This is a genomic window from Pseudomonas umsongensis (genome assembly GCF_012647205.1).
GTDB classification, from domain to species: domain Bacteria; phylum Pseudomonadota; class Gammaproteobacteria; order Pseudomonadales; family Pseudomonadaceae; genus Aquipseudomonas; species Aquipseudomonas umsongensis.
This window is the reverse complement of record NZ_CP051487.1, coordinates 506,670-527,099: the sequence shown is the minus strand read 5'-3', so window position 1 is coordinate 527,099 and position 20,430 is coordinate 506,670. Positions and strand designations below refer to the sequence as shown.

The 20,430-nt window shown below is 59.5% G+C and carries 13 protein-coding genes; 1 reads left to right on the top strand and 12 read right to left on the bottom strand.

The window, feature by feature from the left end; all coding sequences use genetic code 11:
• Window positions 1-39 precede the first annotated feature (39 nt).
• The 12 genes from gbpA to HGP31_RS02275 all read right to left on the bottom strand — a co-directional run bounded on the left by gbpA (window position 40) and on the right by HGP31_RS02275 (window position 17,565).
• Entirely contained in the window at window positions 40-1,506 is a 1,467-nt protein-coding gene (gene gbpA / locus HGP31_RS02330) for an N-acetylglucosamine-binding protein GbpA (RefSeq protein WP_033044044.1), read from the bottom strand.
• Window positions 1,507-1,793: 287 nt separating this feature from the next.
• Entirely contained in the window at window positions 1,794-2,861 is a 1,068-nt protein-coding gene (hemE, locus tag HGP31_RS02325; protein WP_020796158.1) for a uroporphyrinogen decarboxylase, read from the bottom strand.
• Window positions 2,862-3,113: 252 nt separating this feature from the next.
• A complete protein-coding gene (locus tag HGP31_RS02320) occupies window positions 3,114-4,532 on the bottom strand; it encodes an FAD-dependent oxidoreductase (protein ID WP_168757104.1) in 1,419 nt (472 codons plus the stop codon).
• 32 nt (window positions 4,533-4,564) lie between these two features.
• Window positions 4,565-9,010, bottom strand: a complete 4,446-nt coding sequence (gltB, locus tag HGP31_RS02315) for a glutamate synthase large subunit (protein WP_168757103.1) — start codon at window positions 9,008-9,010, stop codon at window positions 4,565-4,567.
• A gap of 349 nt (window positions 9,011-9,359) precedes the next feature.
• Window positions 9,360-10,949 carry an AAA family ATPase gene (locus HGP31_RS02310; RefSeq protein ID WP_168757102.1) on the bottom strand — a complete coding sequence of 530 codons (1,590 nt, stop codon included), beginning with the start codon at window positions 10,947-10,949 and terminating at the stop codon, window positions 9,360-9,362.
• 10 nt (window positions 10,950-10,959) lie between these two features.
• A complete protein-coding gene (gene aroB / locus HGP31_RS02305) occupies window positions 10,960-12,060 on the bottom strand; it encodes a 3-dehydroquinate synthase (RefSeq protein WP_020796154.1) in 1,101 nt (366 codons plus the stop codon).
• Window positions 12,061-12,211: 151 nt separating this feature from the next.
• Complete coding sequence (aroK, locus tag HGP31_RS02300) at window positions 12,212-12,730, bottom strand: shikimate kinase AroK (RefSeq protein ID WP_032831512.1); 519 nt, start codon at window positions 12,728-12,730, stop codon at window positions 12,212-12,214.
• A gap of 4 nt (window positions 12,731-12,734) precedes the next feature.
• On the bottom strand, window positions 12,735-14,786 hold the full coding sequence (locus tag HGP31_RS02295; protein WP_168757101.1) for a type IV pilus secretin PilQ: 2,052 nt from the start codon (window positions 14,784-14,786) through the stop codon (window positions 12,735-12,737).
• Between the two features lie 13 nt (window positions 14,787-14,799).
• Window positions 14,800-15,324: a pilus assembly protein PilP gene (locus tag HGP31_RS02290; RefSeq protein ID WP_033042554.1), complete on the bottom strand. Its 525-nt coding sequence runs from the start codon at window positions 15,322-15,324 to the stop codon at window positions 14,800-14,802.
• Window positions 15,324-15,944, bottom strand: a complete 621-nt coding sequence (locus HGP31_RS02285) for a type IV pilus inner membrane component PilO (RefSeq protein ID WP_033042556.1) — start codon at window positions 15,942-15,944, stop codon at window positions 15,324-15,326. Before HGP31_RS02285 ends, HGP31_RS02290 begins: the two co-directional genes overlap by 1 nt.
• Window positions 15,941-16,504: a PilN domain-containing protein gene (locus HGP31_RS02280; RefSeq protein ID WP_168757100.1), complete on the bottom strand. Its 564-nt coding sequence runs from the start codon at window positions 16,502-16,504 to the stop codon at window positions 15,941-15,943. Before HGP31_RS02280 ends, HGP31_RS02285 begins: the two co-directional genes overlap by 4 nt.
• Complete coding sequence (locus tag HGP31_RS02275; protein WP_020796149.1) at window positions 16,504-17,565, bottom strand: pilus assembly protein PilM; 1,062 nt, start codon at window positions 17,563-17,565, stop codon at window positions 16,504-16,506. Before HGP31_RS02275 ends, HGP31_RS02280 begins: the two co-directional genes overlap by 1 nt.
• Window positions 17,566-17,779: 214 nt before the next feature.
• Between HGP31_RS02275 and HGP31_RS02270 the strand changes: the two genes are divergently transcribed.
• The gene (locus tag HGP31_RS02270) at window positions 17,780-20,221 is read left to right on the top strand and encodes a penicillin-binding protein 1A (RefSeq protein ID WP_033042561.1); all 2,442 of its coding nucleotides are present in this window, start codon (window positions 17,780-17,782) and stop codon (window positions 20,219-20,221) included.
• The last annotated feature ends 209 nt before the right edge of the window (window positions 20,222-20,430 follow it).

Here is a 20,430-nt window from a genome sequence, read left to right as displayed (position 1 = left end):
GCGACCTTCACAGATCACCTGGAGTACTGCGCGATAGACTTAGAGTTTGTCCCAGGCCATGTGCCAATGCGCACCGATGCCAGGTTCAAAACCATTGGCAGTCGGGCTGTATTGCTTGCAATAACCGGACTCAGGGAATGGCTTGCACTCAAAGACTTCGTTGGTCTTCGGCTGCAGTACCTTGGTACCGGCGGTGTACTCGCCAAGGCCTTGCGGGAACACAAAGTCGTAATCGGCGCCCGCGCCTTCGCCGGTCAACTGGGTTACCTGGGTGTCCTGGCGGGTGGTCCGGCCATCCAGGGTGGTGCCGACCAGGGTCAGGGTGTGCTTGCCAGGATTGCTGCGAACATCCATCGCCAACCAGGTCGGGCCGCTGCCCACTTGTGTGGAAGTGGAGCCGACCGGCTTGTTGCTCTCATCGAACAGCGTCGCTTCGACGTTCATCTTGCGATTGGACAGGATGCTGAACTCGATCTTGGCCAAGCCTTTGTCCAATACGTACTCAGCTTGCTGGGAAGCTACCGACAGACGAGCCGCGGCATCTTCCTGCATGTTCAGTTGCACTTCGTAGCGTGTCACGCCGCTGTCTTTTTGCGCGTACACGCTGTTGTTGCCCTTGACCGGCTCGATCTTGCCGTTTTCATCTCGAACGCCCGCACGCACAAGTGTGTGCGCTTCATTGATGGCTTCTGCCAACTTGAACGACCAGTTGTTTGGCGAGCCTTCCTCGGCACTATTGATGGGGATCTCTATGCTGTATTCCGGGCTCTCGCCATTGGCGGAGAATGCACGGGCCCTGACCTTGTCACCGACCAGCAACGAAGTCGATGGGGCGATGCTGCCTACGGAAGACCAACCACCCGGAAGCTCCGGCTCTGCAAGGATGTTTACATCCCCCACGTTATAAAACGCTGCATCGGTATCACCGACCGTCCAGATCGCCAGGATGACATGCTGCCCGGATTTGTCCGCGGGGATGTTGCAGTTGTGTTTGGCTCCCGACTCCGGTTTCTGGTTGCCGCCGTCAATGGTGCAGAACGGCGCACTTTCAAAGGTGGCACGCTTGAGTGCTTCGTTCGGGTTCCAGCCGTTTCGGGTGATGAAATACTCATGTTTTGTGGCTGGATGCACAGCGGTGTAGCGCCACTGGAAATCGATGTTGCGTTCCTTGATTTCCGTCATATGCCAACGGGTGGCTGATTGCGCGTCCAGCGCGGAAAACAGCGAGTGACCGCCACTCGGGATCTTGCCATCCACCGGCCCTTGCAGAGGCGCGCCGCCCACTCCCGCTGGAAAACCCTTGAAGGTTTCACCAACGCTTTGCGGTTCGTATTGGGCGCCACCGCACTGGGTGTTCAAGCCTTTCTGGCAGGCTAATGCGCGCGAGGGTGGCACTTCCAGATAGCCATGCGCGGAAACACTTTGAGAGGCGAACATTGCCGATAACAGGATCATTGAAGAAGTGCAGGCGGCCAGCGCACTTCCCTTGTAGTAAGCATTTTTCATCCAATAAATTCCAGACTGCTTATCGAAATAAGGCGTGCATTGCAGACGCCTTTAATTGCAATTCTGCTCACCACGGGGGAGCACGAACCGTTCAATCTACTTGGATGAAAGAACTTTATATGTAGGGAAAATCTCTACTTCCTGCAGGATTAATCCGCTTAGACGTTATCTGATACAGAATGAGAAAAAACCTTACAGAGAAAATATTTAAACTAGTTACGAAACTAAAAGTATAAAAAAACCCGTCCTGCGCTAGGCCGGACGGGTTTTAAACAACTTAAACGCAGTTATTCGTGATACTGCGCCGACAACTCATGCACGGCGCGCAAGAACGCACCCGCATGTTCCGGATCGACTTCCGGAGTAATGCCATGGCCGAGGTTGAACACGTGGCCGCTGCCTTTGCCGTAGCTGGCCAGGATACGCCCGACCTCAGCGCGAATGGCTTCAGGCTTGGCGTAGAGCACGGTCGGGTCCATGTTGCCTTGCAGGGCAACTTTGCTGCCGACACGCTCACGGGCGCTGCCGAGGTCGCACGTCCAGTCCAGGCCCAGCGCGTCGGCGCCAGCGTCGGCAATGCTTTCCAGCCACAGGCCGCCGTTCTTGGTGAACAGGATGACCGGAACCTTGCGGCCTTCGTGCTCGCGGATCAGGCCGCTGACGATTTTGCGCATATAAGCCAGGGAGAATTCCTGGTACGCCGCCGCCGAGAGGCTGCCGCCCCAGCTGTCGAAGATCTGTACCGCTTGCGCGCCGGCCAGGATCTGGCCGTTGAGGTAGCTGGTGACCGTCTGCGCGAGCTTGTCCAGAAGCAGGTGCAAGGCTTGCGGGTTGTCGTAGAGCATGGTTTTGGTCTTGCGGTAGTCTTTCGACGACCCGCCTTCGACCATGTAGGTAGCCAGTGTCCATGGGCTGCCGGCGAAGCCGATCAGCGGCACGCGGCCGTTCAGTTCACGGCGAATGGTGCTGACCGCGTCCATCACATAACCCAGGTCTTTCTGCGGATCAGGAATCGGCAGGGCTTCGATGTCGGCCAGGGTGCTGACGACTTTCCTGAAGCGCGGGCCTTCGCCCGTTTCGAAATACAGGCCCTGGCCCATGGCATCGGGAATGGTCAGGATGTCGGAGAAGAGGATCGCCGCGTCCAGTTGCGGATAGCGGTCGAGCGGCTGCAGTGTGACTTCGCAAGCGAACGCCGGGTTCATGCACAGGCTCATGAAATCGCCGGCCTTGGCACGGCTGGCGCGGTATTCAGGCAGGTAGCGACCGGCCTGACGCATCATCCACACGGGAGTGACGTCTACGGGTTGCTTGAGCAGGGCGCGCAGGAAACGGTCGTTCTTCAGGGCAGTCATGTCGGCATCCGGAAAAAAAGTGCGGGCATTTTCTCAGAGCCGGACGCAAAAGGCACGAATGCAGGTCAGCCTTTTGTCTATCGGGTCAATTTGTCGCGCTGAAACGCGACATTCGTATCACCACCAAACGACTGTGGGAGCGAGCCTGCTCGCGAAGGGGCCTGTAACATCCAACATTGATGTTGACTGACAGACCGCTTTCGCGAGCAGGCTCGCTCCCACAGGGGTATTGCTTTTGGCTCTAGAGCGGGCTTAGACGCCCAGGTAATCCAGGATCCCTTCGGCTGCATTACGGCCTTCGAAGATCGCCGTCACCACCAGGTCAGAGCCGCGAACCATATCGCCACCGGCGAAGATTTTCGGGTTGCTGGTCTGGTGCTTGTACTGACCCTGTTCCGGAGCTACTACACGGCCCTGGCTATCAGTCTGGATGCTGAACTGCTCGAACCACGGCGCAGGGCTCGGACGGAAACCGAAGGCGATGACCACGGCGTCGGCCGGGATGATCTCCTCGGAGCCCGGGATCGGCTCGGGGCTGCGACGGCCACGGGCGTCCGGCTCGCCGAGACGGGTCTCGACCACCTTCACGCCTTCGACCCTGTCTTCACCGACAATCGCGATCGGCTGGCGGTTGTAGAGGAATTTCACGCCTTCTTCCTTGGCGTTCTTCACCTCTTTGCGCGAGCCCGGCATGTTCGCTTCGTCACGACGATAGGCACAGGTCACCGACTTGGCGCCCTGGCGGATCGAAGTACGGTTGCAGTCCATCGCGGTGTCGCCACCGCCCAGTACCACGACCTTCTTGCCTTTCATGTCGATGAAATCTTCCGGCGACTTTTCGAAGCCCAGGTTGCGGTTGACGTTGGCAATCAGGAAGTCCAGGGCGTCGTACACGCCCGGCAGGTCTTCACCGGCAAAGCCGCCCTTCATGTAGGTGTAGGTGCCCATGCCCATGAATACGGCATCGTATTCTTCGAGCAGTTGCTCCATGGTCACGTCCTTGCCCACCTCGGTGTTGAGGCGGAACTGGATGCCCATGCCGGTGAAGACTTCGCGGCGATTGCTCAGCACGGTCTTTTCCAGCTTGAACTCGGGGATGCCGAAGGTCAGCAGGCCGCCGATTTCCGGGTTCTTGTCGAACACCACCGGCGTCACGCCACCGCGTACCAGCACGTCGGCACAGCCCAGGCCCGCCGGGCCCGCGCCGATGATCGCGACACGCTTGCCAGTCGGCTTGACCTTGGACATATCCGGGCGCCAGCCCATGGCGAACGCGGTGTCGGTGATGTACTTCTCCACCGAACCGATGGTGACCGCGCCGAAACCGTCGTTCAGGGTGCAGGCACCCTCGCACAGACGGTCTTGCGGGCACACGCGGCCGCAGACTTCCGGCAGGGTGTTGGTCTGGTGGGACAGCTCGGCGGCCTGGAGGATATTGCCCTCGGCCACCAGTTTCAGCCAGTTGGGAATGAAGTTGTGCACCGGGCACTTCCATTCACAATACGGGTTACCGCAACCCAGGCAGCGGTGGGCCTGGTCGGCCGACTGCTGGGGTTTGAACGGTTCGTAGATTTCCACGAACTCTTTCTTGCGTTGACGCAACAGTTTCTTCTTCGGATCCTTGCGCCCGACCTCGATGAACTGGAAGTCATTATTCAGACGTTCAGCCATTTTAAAACCTCATCAAACTCTTCAGGCGCATATCACTGCGGGTTGGCACGGGTGCTGGAAAGCAACGATTTCAGGGAGGCAGCCTTGGGCTTGACCAACCAGAAACGACGCACGTAATCATCGAGGTTCTCGGCGAGTTCACGACCCCACTCGCTGTCGGTTTCCTCAACGTACTCGTTCAGCACGCGTTGCAAATGGCTACGGTAGGCTTCCATCGCCTCGCCGCTGATCCGCTGGATTTCCACCAGTTCGTGGTTGACCCGGTCAACGAAGGTGTTGTCCTGGTCGAGCACGTAGGCGAAACCGCCGGTCATGCCAGAGCCGAAGTTATAACCGGTCTTGCCCAGGACGCAGACGAAACCACCGGTCATGTACTCGCAGCAGTGATCGCCAGTGCCTTCCACGACGGTGTGGGCACCGGAGTTACGCACGGCGAAACGCTCGCCCGCGGTACCGGCGGCGAACAACTTGCCGCCCGTGGCGCCGTACAGGCAGGTGTTGCCGATGATGGCACTGTCCTGGGTCTTGTAGATGCTGCCCTTTGGCGGAACGATCACCAGCTTGCCGCCGGTCATGCCCTTGCCGACGTAGTCGTTGGCGTCACCTTCCAGGTACATGTTCAGGCCGCCGGCGTTCCATACACCGAAGCTCTGGCCGGCCGTGCCCTTGAAGCGGAAGGTGATAGGCGCATTGGCCATGCCCTGGTTGCCGTGCTTACGGGCGATGTCGCCGGAGATCCGCGCGCCGATGGAACGGTCGCAGTTGCAGATATCCAGTTCGAACTCCGCGCAGCTCTTGTCGTTGATCGCCGAGGTGGCCATTTCGACCATTTTCTCGGCCAGCAAGCCTTTGTCGAACGGCGGGTTACGCTCCACACCGCAGAACTGTGGCTTGTCCGCCGGCACGTGGTCGCTGCCCAGCAACGGGGTCAGGTCGAGGTGATGCTGCTTGGCGGTCTGGCCTTCGAGGACTTCCAGCAGATCGGTACGACCGATCAGCTCTTCGAGGGAGCGCACGCCCAGCTTGGCCAGCCACTCACGGGTTTCTTCGGCGACGTAAGTGAAGAAATTCACCACCATGTCGACGGTACCGATGTAGTGATCCTTGCGCAGCTTCTCGTTCTGGGTCGCGACGCCGGTGGCACAGTTGTTCAGGTGGCAGATGCGCAGGTATTTGCAGCCCAGGGCAATCATTGGCGCGGTGCCGAAGCCGAAGCTTTCAGCGCCGAGGATGGCTGCCTTGATCACGTCAAGGCCGGTCTTCAGGCCGCCGTCGGTCTGCACCCGGACTTTGCCGCGCAGGTCGTTGCCGCGCAGGGTCTGGTGAGTTTCGGCCAGGCCGAGTTCCCACGGAGCGCCCGCGTATTTGATCGAGGTCAGTGGCGATGCGCCGGTGCCGCCGTCGTAGCCGGAGATGGTGATCAAGTCCGCGTAGGCCTTGGCCACACCGGCAGCGATGGTGCCGACGCCCGCTTCCGCTACCAGCTTCACCGAGACAAGCGCCTTCGGGTTGACCTGCTTGAGGTCGAAAATCAGCTGCGACAAGTCTTCGATCGAATAGATGTCGTGGTGCGGCGGTGGCGAAATCAGGGTCACGCCCGGCACTGCATAACGCAGCTTGGCGATCAGGCCGTTGACCTTGCCGCCTGGCAGTTGACCACCTTCGCCAGGCTTGGCGCCTTGGGCAACCTTGATCTGCAGCACTTCAGCGTTGACCAGGTACTCCGGGGTCACACCGAAACGGCCGGTCGCAACCTGCTTGATTTTCGAGCTCTTGATGGTGCCGTAGCGCGCCGGGTCTTCACCACCTTCACCGGAGTTGGAACGCGCACCGAGGCGGTTCATGGCTTCGGCCAGGGCTTCGTGAGCCTCAGGCGACAGGGCGCCCAGCGAGATACCGGCGGAGTCGAAGCGCTTGAGCACCGATTCCAGCGGTTCGATTTCGCTCATGTCCAGCGGGGTATCGAGGGTCTTGACCTTGAGCAGGTCACGGATCATCGACACCGGGCGGTTATCCACCAGCGAGGTGTATTCCTTGAACTTGCTGTAGTCGCCCTGCTGCACGGCGGCTTGCAGGGTGTTGACCACGTCCGGGTTGTACGCGTGATATTCGCCACCGTGGACGAACTTCAGCAGGCCGCCTTGCTGGATCGGCTTGCGCGGGCTCCAGGCTTCGGTGGCCAAGGCTTTCTGCTCGGCTTCGATGTCGACGAAACGCGCGCCCTTGATGCGGCTCGGCACGCCCTTGAAGCTCAGGTTGCAGACTTCCTCGGACAGGCCGATGGCTTCGAACAACTGTGCGCCACGGTACGAAGTGATGGTCGAGATGCCCATCTTCGAGAGGATCTTGAGCAGGCCCTTGGTGATGCCTTTACGGTAATTCTTGAACACCTCGTAGAGGTCGCCCAGCACTTCACCGGTACGGATCAGGTCGCCCAGCACTTCGTAGGCCAGGAACGGATAAACGGCAGAGGCACCGAAACCGATCAACACGGCGAAGTGATGCGGATCGCGAGCAGTCGCGGTTTCCACCAGGATGTTGGAGTCGCAACGCAGGCCCTTCTCGGTCAGGCGGTGGTGTACCGCGCCGGTGGCCAGGGAGGCGTGGATCGGCAACTTGCCCGGGGCAATGTGACGGTCACTCAGGACGATCTGCGTACGACCGGCGCGCACGGCTTCTTCAGCCTGATCGGCGACGTTGCGGATGGCTGCTTCGAGGCCGACGCTTTCGTCGTAGTTGAGGTCGATGATCTGGCGTTCGAAGCCTGGACGATCGAGGTTCATCAGCGAGCGCCACTTGGCCGGGGAAATGACCGGCGAGCTGAGGATCACGCGCGACGCGTGTTCCGGCGACTCCTGGAAGATGTTGCGCTCGGCACCGAGGCAGATCTCCAGCGACATGACGATGGCTTCACGCAGCGGGTCGATCGGCGGGTTGGTCACCTGCGCGAACTGCTGGCGGAAATAGTCGTAAGGCGTACGCACGCGCTGGGACAGCACGGCCATCGGCGTATCGTCGCCCATCGAGCCCACGGCTTCGTAGCCTTGCTCGCCAAGCGGGCGCAGCACCTGGTCGCGCTCTTCGAACGTGACCTGGTACATCTTCATGTATTGCTTGAGCTGATCGATGTCGTAGAACGCCGAACCGTGGTCGTTGTCTTCCATGGTCGCCTGGATGCGCAGGGCATTCTTGCGCAGCCATTGCTTGTACGGATGACGTGACTTGAGACGGTTGTCGATGGCATCGGTGTCGAGGATCTGACCGGTCTCGGTGTCCACGGCAAAGATCTGGCCAGGCCCCACGCGGCCCTTGGCGATCACGTCTTCAGGCTGGTAGTTCCAGACACCGATTTCCGAAGCCAGGGTGATGAAACCGTTCTTGGTGGTGACCCAACGCGCCGGACGCAGGCCGTTACGGTCGAGCAGGCACACCGCGTAGCGACCGTCGGTCATAACCACACCGGCCGGGCCATCCCACGGTTCCATGTGCATCGAGTTGTACTCGTAGAACGCACGCAGGTCCGGGTCCATGGTCTCGACGTTCTGCCACGCAGGCGGAATGATCATCCGCACGCCGCGGAACAGATCGATACCACCGGTGACCATCAGCTCGAGCATGTTGTCCATGCTCGATGAGTCGGAACCGACACGGTTGACCAGCGGGCCGAGTTCTTCCAGATCCATCAGATCGTTGGCGAACTTGGTGCGACGGGCCACGGCCCAGTTGCGGTTGCCGGTGATGGTGTTGATCTCGCCGTTGTGCGCCAGGAAGCGGAACGGTTGGGCCAGCGGCCATTTCGGCAGGGTGTTGGTGGAGAAGCGCTGGTGGAACACGCAAATCGAGGTTTGCAGGCGCTCATCGCTCAGGTCTGGATAGAAGGCGGTCAGGTCCGCCGGCATCATCAGGCCTTTATAGATAATGGTCTTGTGCGAAAAGCTGCAGACGTAGTGGTCGGTATCGGCGGCGTTGGCCACCGATGAACGACGACGGGAGGTGAACAGCTTGACGGCCATGTCCTGGTCGCTCAGGCCTTCGCCACCGATGAACACCTGCTCGATCTGTGGCAGGCGCTCAAGGGCCAGGCGGCCGAGGACGCTGGTATCGATCGGCACTTTGCGCCAGCCGACCAACTGCAGGCCGGCAGCCAGGATCTCGCGGTTCATGTTCTCGCGAGCGGCTTCAGCCTTGACCGGGTCCTGGTTGAAGAAAACCATGCCCACAGCGTATTGCTTGGGCAGTTCGACGCCGAAGGTTTCCTGGGCGATCGCTCGCAGGAACACGTCCGGCTTTTGAATCAGCAGACCGCAACCGTCACCGGTCTTGCCGTCAGCATTAATCCCACCGCGGTGGGTCATGCAGGTCAGGGCCTCGATGGCCGTTTGCAAAAGGGTATGACTGGGCTCGCCCTGCATATGGGCAATCAGGCCGAAACCGCAGTTATCCTTGAATTCATCTGGTTGGTACAGACCTGCTTTCATAGACACTTTCTCACCAGGCTGCCCCTTATCGAGGCAAATTTCTTTTCAATTCAACCACTTACCATCCGCACCGAACGTACGCCAGCTTTGCGGGGGCAAAAGGGAGGTCATTGTACACACCGACACTTGGCCTCACAAATTTGGCGACGAAATGTCGCAAATCTATGTCGCATTTGTGAAAGGTTTAAAGCGATCTGCTGTGCTAGTCAAAACTTTTTTAATTTTGACCGCTACGACTCAAAGACTACTGTGACGCAGACACCACAAGGCACGCAGCCCGAAAGGTTGCGCGCACTTGTAGAAATTTTGAGGTGCTTGGAGAGGCGGCCTGGGTAAGGCCGCCGAATCTTCAGCGAGTTGTTGCCAGTTCCTGTTGGACGCTGGCGACAGTGCGAGGCCAAGGTTTACCAGCCTGGACCTTCGCTGGCAAGGCCTTGATGGCGGAAACGGCTGCATCACGATTGGCGAAGTTGCCGTAGGTGATCACGTAGAGCGGTTTGCCGTTGAGGACTTTCTTGAAATAACGGTACTCGCCGCCTTGCTCCTTGACGAAGTTTTGTGCGGCGGTTTCCGAGCTGGTGCCGAGGATCTGCACCACGTAATTACCCGGTGCCTGACCGGCGTACCAGGTGCCACCGGCAGCCTTGGCGACGGTCGCTGGCTTCTCGGCCGGCTTGGCAGCAGCGGCGGCTGGCTTGGCTGGCGCCGGAGCTGGAGCCGGCTTGGCAACCGGAGCAGGCGCTGGCTTGGCGGTAGCGACCTGGGTCGGTGCAGGCGTCGGCTTGGCGGTTGGCGTGGGCGTTGGCGCAGGACCAGCCGGAACGCCCGCTGGCGGTGCGATCGTAGTCACGGTCGGTGGCGTTGCGCTGGAACCCTCGACCGGCACGCCGTCATCGCCCTCGGTAATGCCACCCGCTGCTTCGGCCAATGGAGCACGCATGACAGGTTGCGAATTGCCGACCAACGGCAATGGCGTAGGCTGCGTGTTGCCGGCGAATTCGACGGCCGGAGCACCGCCCGACGAGCCCTGGCCAAGCGGCAGTTGCGCCTGTTCGTTGGCAGGCGCACCGGTGGTCGGTGTCTTGCTGCGACCAGGCATCAACCAGGCGGCGGCTACCGCGACCACAACGACGGCGGAAATCGCCAATACGTGTTTCTTCGGCATATTGAACCCCATACTTGGACGCTTCACCGCTGAGCGGCTGGCAATCATGGCTTCGATCATCGCATCGCGGGCAGCCTGGTTGATGTTGCCAGGCCAACCCTCGGAGCTTTCGTGAATATCAGAGATCTGATTTACAGTGAAAAGTTCGATACCCCGGCCGGCGCCTTCAAGCCGCTGCTCCAGGTATTCACGCGTTTCCTCTTCGGTGTAAGGCTGCAGCTCGATGACGTGGAAGCGTTCTTCCTCGAGTTGCAAAGCCTCAAGCTGAGCGATCATCGAGGACTCGCCGAACAGGAACACATGCGGACGGCCTTCCGGCGCACCCGCGCCCAAGGCCATCAAGGCTTCAAGCCCGGACTCGTCGAGCTGCTCGGCATCATCGACCAGCAGATAGACTTCCTGCCCAGTCAGAGCAAGCTGCACCACCTGTTTCAGAATTGCCCCGATCTCAGCCTGGGCAACGTCCAGTGCCTGGGCAACCTGGCGCAACACGCCAGCCGAATCACCCGCACCACGGGCGGAAACCACCACGCTTTGCACGGTCTGCTTGTTGGTACTGGCCACCAGGGCCTGGCGCAGCAGGGTCTTGCCACTGCCATGCGGACCTGTGACCACCAACAGCAACTGGCTGTAACGCGCCAGATGGTGCAACTGCCCCAGCACCGGCTTGCGCTGGGCAGGGAAAAACTTGAAGCCAGGGACCCGTGGAGCAAAAGGGTCATGACTCAACTGGTAGTGGCCGAGGAAAGCCTCGTCGGCATGCAAACTAGTCATCGCGTTCTTATTAACCTTTAAGCTGAGCCAGGGCGCGGTAATCCGCTCCCAGCGTGGCCTGTAGAACCTCTTTCGGATAATCGTCGGTCACTACCGCTTCGCCCATGTGGCGCAGCAGCACCAGGCGCAAACGACCGTCGATCACTTTCTTGTCAATTGCCATGTGTTCGAGAAAATCGGCCGGGGTCATCTCTTCAGGCGGAATAACCGGCAGGCCGGCACGCTGGAACAGGCGAATGCCGCGGTCGCGCTCCTGTTCGCTGATCCAGCCCAGGCGCGCGGACATCTCCAAAGCCATGACAGTGCCAGCAGCCACCGCTTCACCATGTAGCCAGACACCATAGCCCATGTGGGTCTCGATGGCGTGACCGAAGGTGTGCCCCAGGTTGAGCGTTGCCCGTACACCAGTTTCTTTCTCGTCGGCGCCGACCACGGCCGCCTTGGCCGCACAGGAGCGCTCGATGGCATAGGTGAGGGCTTGCTGATCCAGGTTGCGCAGGCGGTCGACGTTGTCTTCGAGCCAGGTCAGGAACGGCTCATCGCAGATCAACCCATACTTGATGACTTCGGCCAGGCCGGCGGACAGCTCGCGGGCCGGCAGCGTATTGAGGGAGGCGGTGTCGATAAGCACGACGTTCGGCTGATAGAAGGCGCCGACCATGTTCTTGCCCAGCGGATGATTGATACCGGTCTTGCCACCCACCGAAGAGTCAACCTGCGACAGCAGCGTGGTCGGAACCTGGATAAAATCGACACCGCGCTGGTAGCAGGCTGCCGCAAAGCCGGCCATGTCGCCAATCACGCCGCCACCCAGGGCGATCACCGTGGTGCGCCGATCGTGCCGCGCGGTCAGCAGACCGTCGAAAATCAGTTGCAGGGTTTCCCAGGTCTTGAAGGCCTCGCCGTCGGGCAACACCACGGAAATCACCGAGAACTGCGCAAGGCTGCGGGTCAGGCGTTCGAGATAGAGAGGCGCAACGGTTTCATTGGAAATGATCGCCACTTGCCGTCCGCGAATGTGCGGGGCCAGCAGCTCAGGCTGGTCCAACAAACCTTCGCCAATATGAATCGGGTAGCTGCGCTCGCCTAGATCGACCTTGAGTGTCTGCATGTGTCCCCACAGTGAAGATGGAATCAGGCAACCTGCCTTGGGTTAACGAATGTCTACGGCCACCGCGGGTGTGACGTCGCTCGATGGCCATTCGCCACAACCTCGAGCGGTCATGGCAGGAGGCCGAGGATAGCGCATTTCGTGCGACGCTTTAACGGGGCGGCAATTGCTGCAAACGCTCCAGGATATCGAGCACGACCATTCGCGGCGGTCGTTCATCCGTTTCCACCACCAGATCGGCGATTTCCCGATAAAGAGGGTCGCGAATGGCCAAAAGGTCCCTGAGGGTCTTGGCCGGATCGGCTGTACGCAACAATGGCCGATTGCGGTCGCGTGAAGTGCGGCCGACCTGCTGCTCGACGGAGGCATGCAGATAGACCACACGTCCGCCAGCGCGCAGCGCCCGACGATTGGCCTCGCGCATGACCGCGCCACCGCCTGTCGCCAGCACCACGCCGTCGTAATCGCACAGCTCGGCAATCATTGCCTGCTCGCGCTCACGAAAGCCCGGTTCGCCTTCCTTGTCGAAGATCCATGGGATATTGGCGCCCGTGCGTAATTCAATTTCCTTATCGGAATCTTTGAATGGCAAGCGCAGCTCTTTGGCCAGCAATCGGCCGATGGTGCTTTTTCCAGCCCCCATCGGTCCTACAAGTATCAAATTTCGCACAGAATCAACGACTCACAGCAATCGCCTGGTTATTCATGATACGCGGTGTGAGAAACACCAACAGCTCGGATTTTTTCTCCGAAACCACGTCACGCCGGAAAAGGCGGCCAAGATACGGCACATCGCCAAGAAATGGCACCTTATCTACAACCTTGCTTTGAGTATTTGAGAAAACACCACCAATGACGATGGTCTCGCCATCGTTGACCAGGACCTTGGCATTGACTTCGTTTTTCTTGATCGGCGGCACATCCTGGACCTTGTTCAGGTAATCCGGCTCATCCTTGGTGACCTTGACCTCCATGATGATCCGGTTGTCCGGCGTGATCTGCGGCGTCACCTCCAGCGATAGCGAAGCCTCTTTGAACGAGACCGAAGTAGCGCCGCTGGAGCTGGCTTCCTGGTAGGGAATCTCGGTGCCCTTGAGGATCTTTGCGGTTTCCTTGTCGGAAGTGACGACCTTGGGTTGCGAGACGATTTCGCCATTGCCGGTCTTTTCCATGGCCGTCAATTCAAGGTCCAGCAAGACGTTGTCGGTGATGAAGGCGATGCCGATGCCCGATGTGTTGTTGGCGACCCCCAGGTCGACGAACGGCGAGCTGGTGCTACCGCCGTCGCTGGTGCCGTTACCGACTCCCGAGGCATTCCAGTTGCCTTTGTTCTGTATTGAGCCTCCCCAACGCACGCCAAGGCTCTTGTCGTAGTCAACGTTGGCTTCAACGATACGCGCCTCGATCATCACCTGACGTACCGGAATATCCAGCTGCGCAACGATGCGCCGCAGTTCGTCGAGCCGGTCCTGGGTCTGGTAGGCAATGATGTTGTTGGTGCGTTCATCGACCGTGATCGATCCCCGTTCGTCGGCTTTCGCCTCGGCGTTGGTCACCGACTGGAACAGTTTGGCGATATCGGCCGCCTTGGCGTAATTGACCTGCAACAGCTCCCGACGCAGTGGTGCCAGGTCGGCAATCTGCTTTTGCGACTCCAGCTCCTGGCGTTCACGGGCGGCAATTTCGTCGGCCGGAGCGACGAGCAACACATTACCCAGCTTGCGCTTGTCCAGGCCCTTGGTTTTCAGTACCAGGTCCAGCGCCTGGTCCCAGGGTACGTTTTGCAGGCGCAGGGTAATTCCCCCCTGGACCGTGTCACTGGCGACGAGATTGAGGTTGGTGAAATCGGCGATCAGTTGCAGTACCGAGCGCACGTCGATGTCTTGGAAATTCAGCGAAAGCTTTTCACCGCTGTAGGCATTGCGATCGGCGTTGCGCTTTTGCAGGTCGTCGACCGTCATCGGACGAATGCTGACAGTCAGCTTGTTGTCGGTCTGGTAGGTCGAATAGTCAAAGGCACCGTTGGGTTCTATGGTGATGGTCGCCTTGTCCCCCGTGGCACTGGCATTGACGAATTGCACCGGTGTGGCGAAATCCTTCACATCCAGGCGCACACGCAACGGCTCGGGCAATCGGGTCTTGTTGAAGCCGAGAACGATCTTGCCTTCGCGCTCCTGGATATCGGGTGCAATGGACGGATCCGACAAGTCGATCACGACATTGCCTTCGCCCTGGGTACCCCGCTGGAAATCCACCGCACGAATCGCTTTGCCTGTCGGTGCAACCGCGCGCGCCGGAACCGGGACCGGTACAGCAGCAGCGGCCGCTCTTGGCGCACGGCTTTTACCTCCCTGCCCGACGACCACAAACAGGTTATTGCCTTCGACCCGCATGTCGTAGGGGCTCAACTGGGTCAGGTTGATGATCAGCCGCGCACGATCCTTGGCCTCCACCACGGTCGCGCTGCGGGCATTGCCACTGCCCAGGTCGCGAGTTTTGCTCGCCAGCTGACTGACGACACCGGGCAGATCCAGGGCAATCCGGGCAGGAGAGTCCGTTGTATAACCACGGGGCGTCGGAGGCGGTTGGTCGAACACCAGCTTCAACTCGACGCGATCTCCCGGCAACGCGGCGACATCCAGCGCCTTGAGGTTGGCCGCTTGTACCATCGGTGACAGCAACGCTATCCATAGCGATACTCCGAGGGTGGAGAAAATCCTGTTCATTGTACGAGTTCCACTATGAGTGCTCTTTCAAAGGAAGGATCCGCGGCCGCTCCAGCCAGGCACCTTCGCCGTCAGGAACGATTTCTACCACTTCGACTTGCGAGCCACTGATGGCGACAATCCGGCCGTCGTTACGCCCCAGGTAATCACCGACTTTCAGCCGATGCACCCCACCAGCGCCGCGCAGCAGTGCAAAGGAGCCTGCCGCATTGGAAATCGTACCGACCATTTCAAACTGCTCGATATTGAAACCCTCGAGGTACTGCTTGACCCGGCTGGGGTCAGGCTTGACGTTGCGCGCACCTTGTTGGTGTGCCAGATCGACCTTGACCTGCCGTGAAAACGGGCTACGCAAGTTGGCGGCGTTGTAGGTGAACGTCGGGTAAGACCGAAATGTCGGCGTTGGTTCAATTTTGCCCGGCGCCCGAAGGCGCATTTCGTTCATGTAGGCGTCCAGGTCGCTGAAATCATCGCCGCCGTCACAGCCAGCCAATAAGGCGACCAAAACCACTATCGAACAACCACGTAGCGGGCTCATCAATTCAGTCCCTTGTCGTTGTAGCGGTAAGTCCTGGCCAGGATGCTCATGCGCAATTTCGGTCCGTCGTCTGGATTGACCGGCGCGAGGTCGAAATCATGCAGGGTGACGATACGCGGCAACCCGGCCACGCCACTGACAAAAGTGGCCAGGTCGTGATAGGCACCGGTGACCGTGATCTTGATCGGCAGTTCGATGTAGAACGGCTGGGTGACCTCCGGCAACAGCTTGATCTCTTCGAACTCCAGGCCGCTGCCCAGCCCTGTTCGAGTGATATCTTCCAGCAGGCCTGGGACTTCAGTGTCGCTGGGGAGTTGCCGTAGCAGAACACCGAAGGCATTCTCCATCTCCTTCATCTGCTGGGAGTAAAGTTCCAGATTCGCCGCCATTTGGGATTTGCTGGCAAATTGCTCCTTGAGGGTCGACTCCTCCTCTCGCTTGAGCTCAAGCTGGTTTTCAAGCTCGCTCGTGGAAAAGTTGTAGCCGATCGACAGCACCAGGACCGCGACCACAATGCCCATCAGGACTTTAATCGCGGGTGGCCAGGCCCCCATGTTGTGAGTATCCAGATCGTTGATATCGATCCTGCGCAAACCGTCGAGCCATTCGGACGGACTCATTCGCCATCCTCCACGGCCGCGGTCCGGGTTTGACGAACGGTCAACTGAAAAACATTGGCCTGGTCCAGTTGGCCCGAGGTCGTCTTGACCTCAGTCAAGCTGGGAGCATCGAACCAGTCGGACGCCTCCAGGTTTCGCATCAGGTCTGAAACACGGTTGTTCGATTGCGCCGCCCCAGTGATGGACAAGGTCTTGCCCGTCATTTTGACTTCGGTGAAATACACCCCATCGGGCAAGGTCCGCGCCAGTTGATCAAATATTCGCCCGCTGATCGGGCGATTACCTTGCAAGTCCTGGATGATGCTCATGCGCTCGACCAATTGTTGGCGACGAGCCTTGAGATCGCTGATCTGCTTGATCCGCTCGTCGACCATGGCGATCTGTCTGCCGATGTAGTCGTTACGTGCAATCTGCCGCTCGATAGCTCCGCCGATGACCTGGTTGAGCACGAGCAAGGCGCCTGCCGAACCCAGCACTACAGCTGCCAGCACCACGAGGAAGCGCTTGCGCCGCTCTTCCCGTCGCTCTTCGCGCCAGGGTAATAGATTGATCCGCGCCATCAGTCGAAACTCCTGAGGGCCAACCCGCAGGCAATCATCAGCGCCGGCGCATCGCTGGCCAGGGCCACGGCATTGACCTTGCTGCCCAACGTCATGTCGCAAAACGGGTTGGCCACCAGCGTTGGCGTTCCCAATTGCTGCTCGATCAACCGCTCCAGACCGGGGATTGACGCAGTACCGCCGGCCAGCAGAATCTGGTCGACCGCGCTGTACTGGCCCGAAGCGAAGAAGAACTGCAATGAGCGCGATACTTGCTGTACCAGCGCTTCGCGAAACGGCTGCAGCACTTCGCCGACATAATCATCCGGCAAGCCGCCTTGTCTCTTCGCCAAGCCGGCCTGCTCAACGGTCAGGCCATATCGGCGCTGAATTGCCTCGGTGAGCTGACGGCCGCCGAACAATTGCTCTCGGGTATAGATAATCCGCCCCTCAAGCAGCACGCTCAGGGTGGTCATGGTTGCTCCGACATCGACTACTGCCACCAAGCGCCCTTGAGCGCCTCCCTGCTGGATCTTGAGCAAACCGAACGAACGCTCCAGGGCATAGGCCTCCACGTCGACCACGCGCGCAGTCAAGCCCGCCAGGGCCAGTGCGGCCTCACGGACCTCGACATTTTCCTTGCGACAGGCGGCAAGTAACACGTTGACCCGCTCAGGATTGCGCGTGGAAGCGCCCTGGACTTCGAAATCGATGGCGACATCGTCCAGCGGATAAGGGATGTACTGGTCGGCCTCGATCTTCAACTGGTCTTCCATCTCGTCATCGGTAAGGCCGGCATCCATTTCAATGGTCTTGGTGATCACTGCAGAACCGGCCACGGCCACCGCTACGTACTTGAGGTCGGTCCTGGCCTTGACCAGCACGCGCGCCAGCGCCTGGCCCACCCCATCGAGCTCGGCGATATTTTTCTCGATGACCGCCTTGGCGGGCAACGGCTCGACTGCGTAGGCTTCGACCCGATAGCCATTGCCCTGGCGGCTCAGTTCCAGCAACTTCACCGAAGTGGAGCTGATATCGATTCCCAGGAGCGACCTGGCTTTTTTATTGAAGAGTCTTAGCACTACCAATTCCCTATGACTTTCCGTGAGTTACGGACTCCATAACGGGTGTTGCGTTCAATCCACCCGTCTTGACAGCTAGCGCAAATAACGCCTTGGACGGAAAAATGCTTATAATGCCCAGCGTTTTTTTCCGGTTTTTCTCAAGCGCGGGTCGTTCTCCTTTAGCCTGAACCCTGATGCCAAATTCATTTTTTGCCCTGGATGTCCAAAAGCCTTGATTCGTCTGCTGAAATTTTTCGGTTGGTCCATCGTCGCCGTATTCTGCGGACTGCTTCTGGGTCTGAGTGGGGCGTTTCTTTACCTTAGTCCTGGATTGCCCTCCGTTGAGGCACTGAGAAGCATCCAGTTGCAGATTCCCCTGCGGGTCTACAGCAGCGACAACAAGTTGATCGCAGAATTTGGCGAAATGCGCCGTACACCGATCCGTTTCGCCGACATTCCCCCCAACTTCATTAATGCGTTACTAAGTGCTGAAGACGATAACTTCGCCAATCACTACGGCGTCGATCCCAGCAGCCTGATGCGCGCTGCCACTCAACTGGTCAAAAGTGGCCATATCCAGTCCGGCGGCAGCACCATCACCATGCAGGTGGCAAAAAACTTCTTCCTGACCAGCGAACGCAGCTTCTCGCGTAAAACCACCGAAATCCTCTTGGCCCTGCAGATCGAACGGCAGCTGACCAAGGATGAAATCCTTGAGCTGTACGTCAACAAGATCTATCTGGGCAACCGCGCCTACGGCATCGAGGCAGCGGCGCAGGTGTATTATGGCAAGTCGATTCGCGACATCAGCCTGGCGCAGATGGCGATGATCGCCGGCTTGCCCAAAGCGCCTTCGCGATTCAACCCGCTGGCCAACCCGGCCCGTAGCAAGGAGCGTCGCGACTGGATCCTGGGGCGCATGTACAAGCTGGGCAAAATCAGCGAAGCCGACTACACCACTGCCGTCAACGAGCCGCTGAACGCCAGCTATCACGTACCGACTCCAGAAGTGAACGCGCCCTACATCGCCGAGATGGCCCGCGCCGAAATGGTTGGCCGCTATGGCAGCGATGCGTACACCGAAGGTTTCCGCGTCACCACCACGGTGCCGAGCAACCTTCAGGAAATGGCCAACACCGCCCTCCACGAAGGCTTGATGACCTATGACCAGCGTCACGGCTATCGGGGCCCCGAGTCTCGTCTGCCGGGCAAGACGCGCGAGGCGTGGGCGACCGAACTGACCAAGCAACGCACCATCAGCAGCCTTGAACCAGCCATCGTCACCCAGGTCGACAAGAGCGGCCTGCAGGTGCTGACCCGCACCGGCAGCGAACACGTTAGCTGGGACACCATGAAATGGGCTCGCCCATTCCTGAACACCAACAGCATGGGTCCAAACCCCAAGCAGCCTTCGGATGTGGCCCAGGTCGGCGATCTGATTCGCGTGCAACGCCAGGCGGACAATTCGCTGAAATTCAGCCAGATCCCGCAGGCTCAGGGCGCATTGGTCTCCCTTGATCCGCAAAACGGCGCCATCCGCGCGCTGGTCGGCGGTTTCGCCTTTGAGCAAAGTAACTACAACCGCGCCCTTCAAGCCAAGCGCCAGCCGGGTTCGAGCTTCAAGCCTTTCGTCTACAGTGCCGCACTGGATAACGGCTACACCGCGTCCAGCCTGGTGAACGACGCACCGATCGTGTTTGTCGACGAATACCTGGACAAAGTCTGGCGCCCGAAAAACGACACCAATACCTTCCTCGGCCCGATCCGCCTGCGTGAAGCGCTCTACAAGTCACGTAACCTGGTTTCGATTCGCCTGTTGCAAGCGATGGGCGTTGGCAAGACCATCGACTACATCTCCCGCTTTGGCTTTAACAAGCAGGATCTGCCACCCAACCTTTCCCTGGCCCTGGGTACCGCAACCCTGACACCAATGGAAATTGCCACGGGCTGGAGTACCTTTGCCAACGGTGGCTACAAGATCACCCCGTACATCATCGAAAAGATCGAAAGCCGCAATGGCGATACACTGTTCGTTGCGAACCCACCCAGCGTGCCAAAAGGCGCTGTCGCGACCGACGGTATCGCCGCACCCGCCGCCGAAGCCTTTACGGTCAATGCAACACCTGGCCAGGCACCGGGCGAGCAACCAGCACCACAAACACCTGCCGTGGCTGAACGCATTGTCGATGGACGAACCACCTACATCCTCAACAGCATGCTGGAGGACGTGATCAAGCTCGGTACCGGTCGTCGCGCGCTGGCCCTGGGCCGCAGCGACATTGCCGGCAAGACCGGCACCACCAACGAGTCCAAGGACGCCTGGTTCTCCGGCTACAACGCCGATTACGTCACCACCGTCTGGACAGGCTTCGACCAGCCCGAAAGCCTGGGTCGCAAGGAGTTTGGTGGCACCGTCGCCCTACCCATCTGGATGAACTTCATGGGTGCCGCGCTCAAAGACCTGCCGCCTCACACCCAGCCAGAGCCGGAAGGCATCCTGAGCCTGCGGGTAGATCCAATCAGCGGCCGTGCAGCCACTCCAGGCACGCCTGGGGCCTACTTCGAGCTGTTCAAGGTCGAAGATACGCCGCCGACGGGCAATGAGCTGGGCAACGGCAACGCTCCAGGCAGCCCGCTACCGGCGGATGAGGGCGCGCCGATCGATTTGTTCTGATCGCAAGCCACATCAAAGAGCCCTGCCCTCGTGAGAAGTGCAGGGCTTTTTATTGCCTGCCAGATTTGCATTTATTTAACTGCCGCCTTCGCGGGCAAGCCCGCTCCCACAGGAATCGCATAAACCCTGCGGGAGCGGGCTTGCCCGCGAAAAGGCCTGCACAATCGACGCAAAACTCACGGATGTAAAAAAGCCCCGGCTCAAAACGA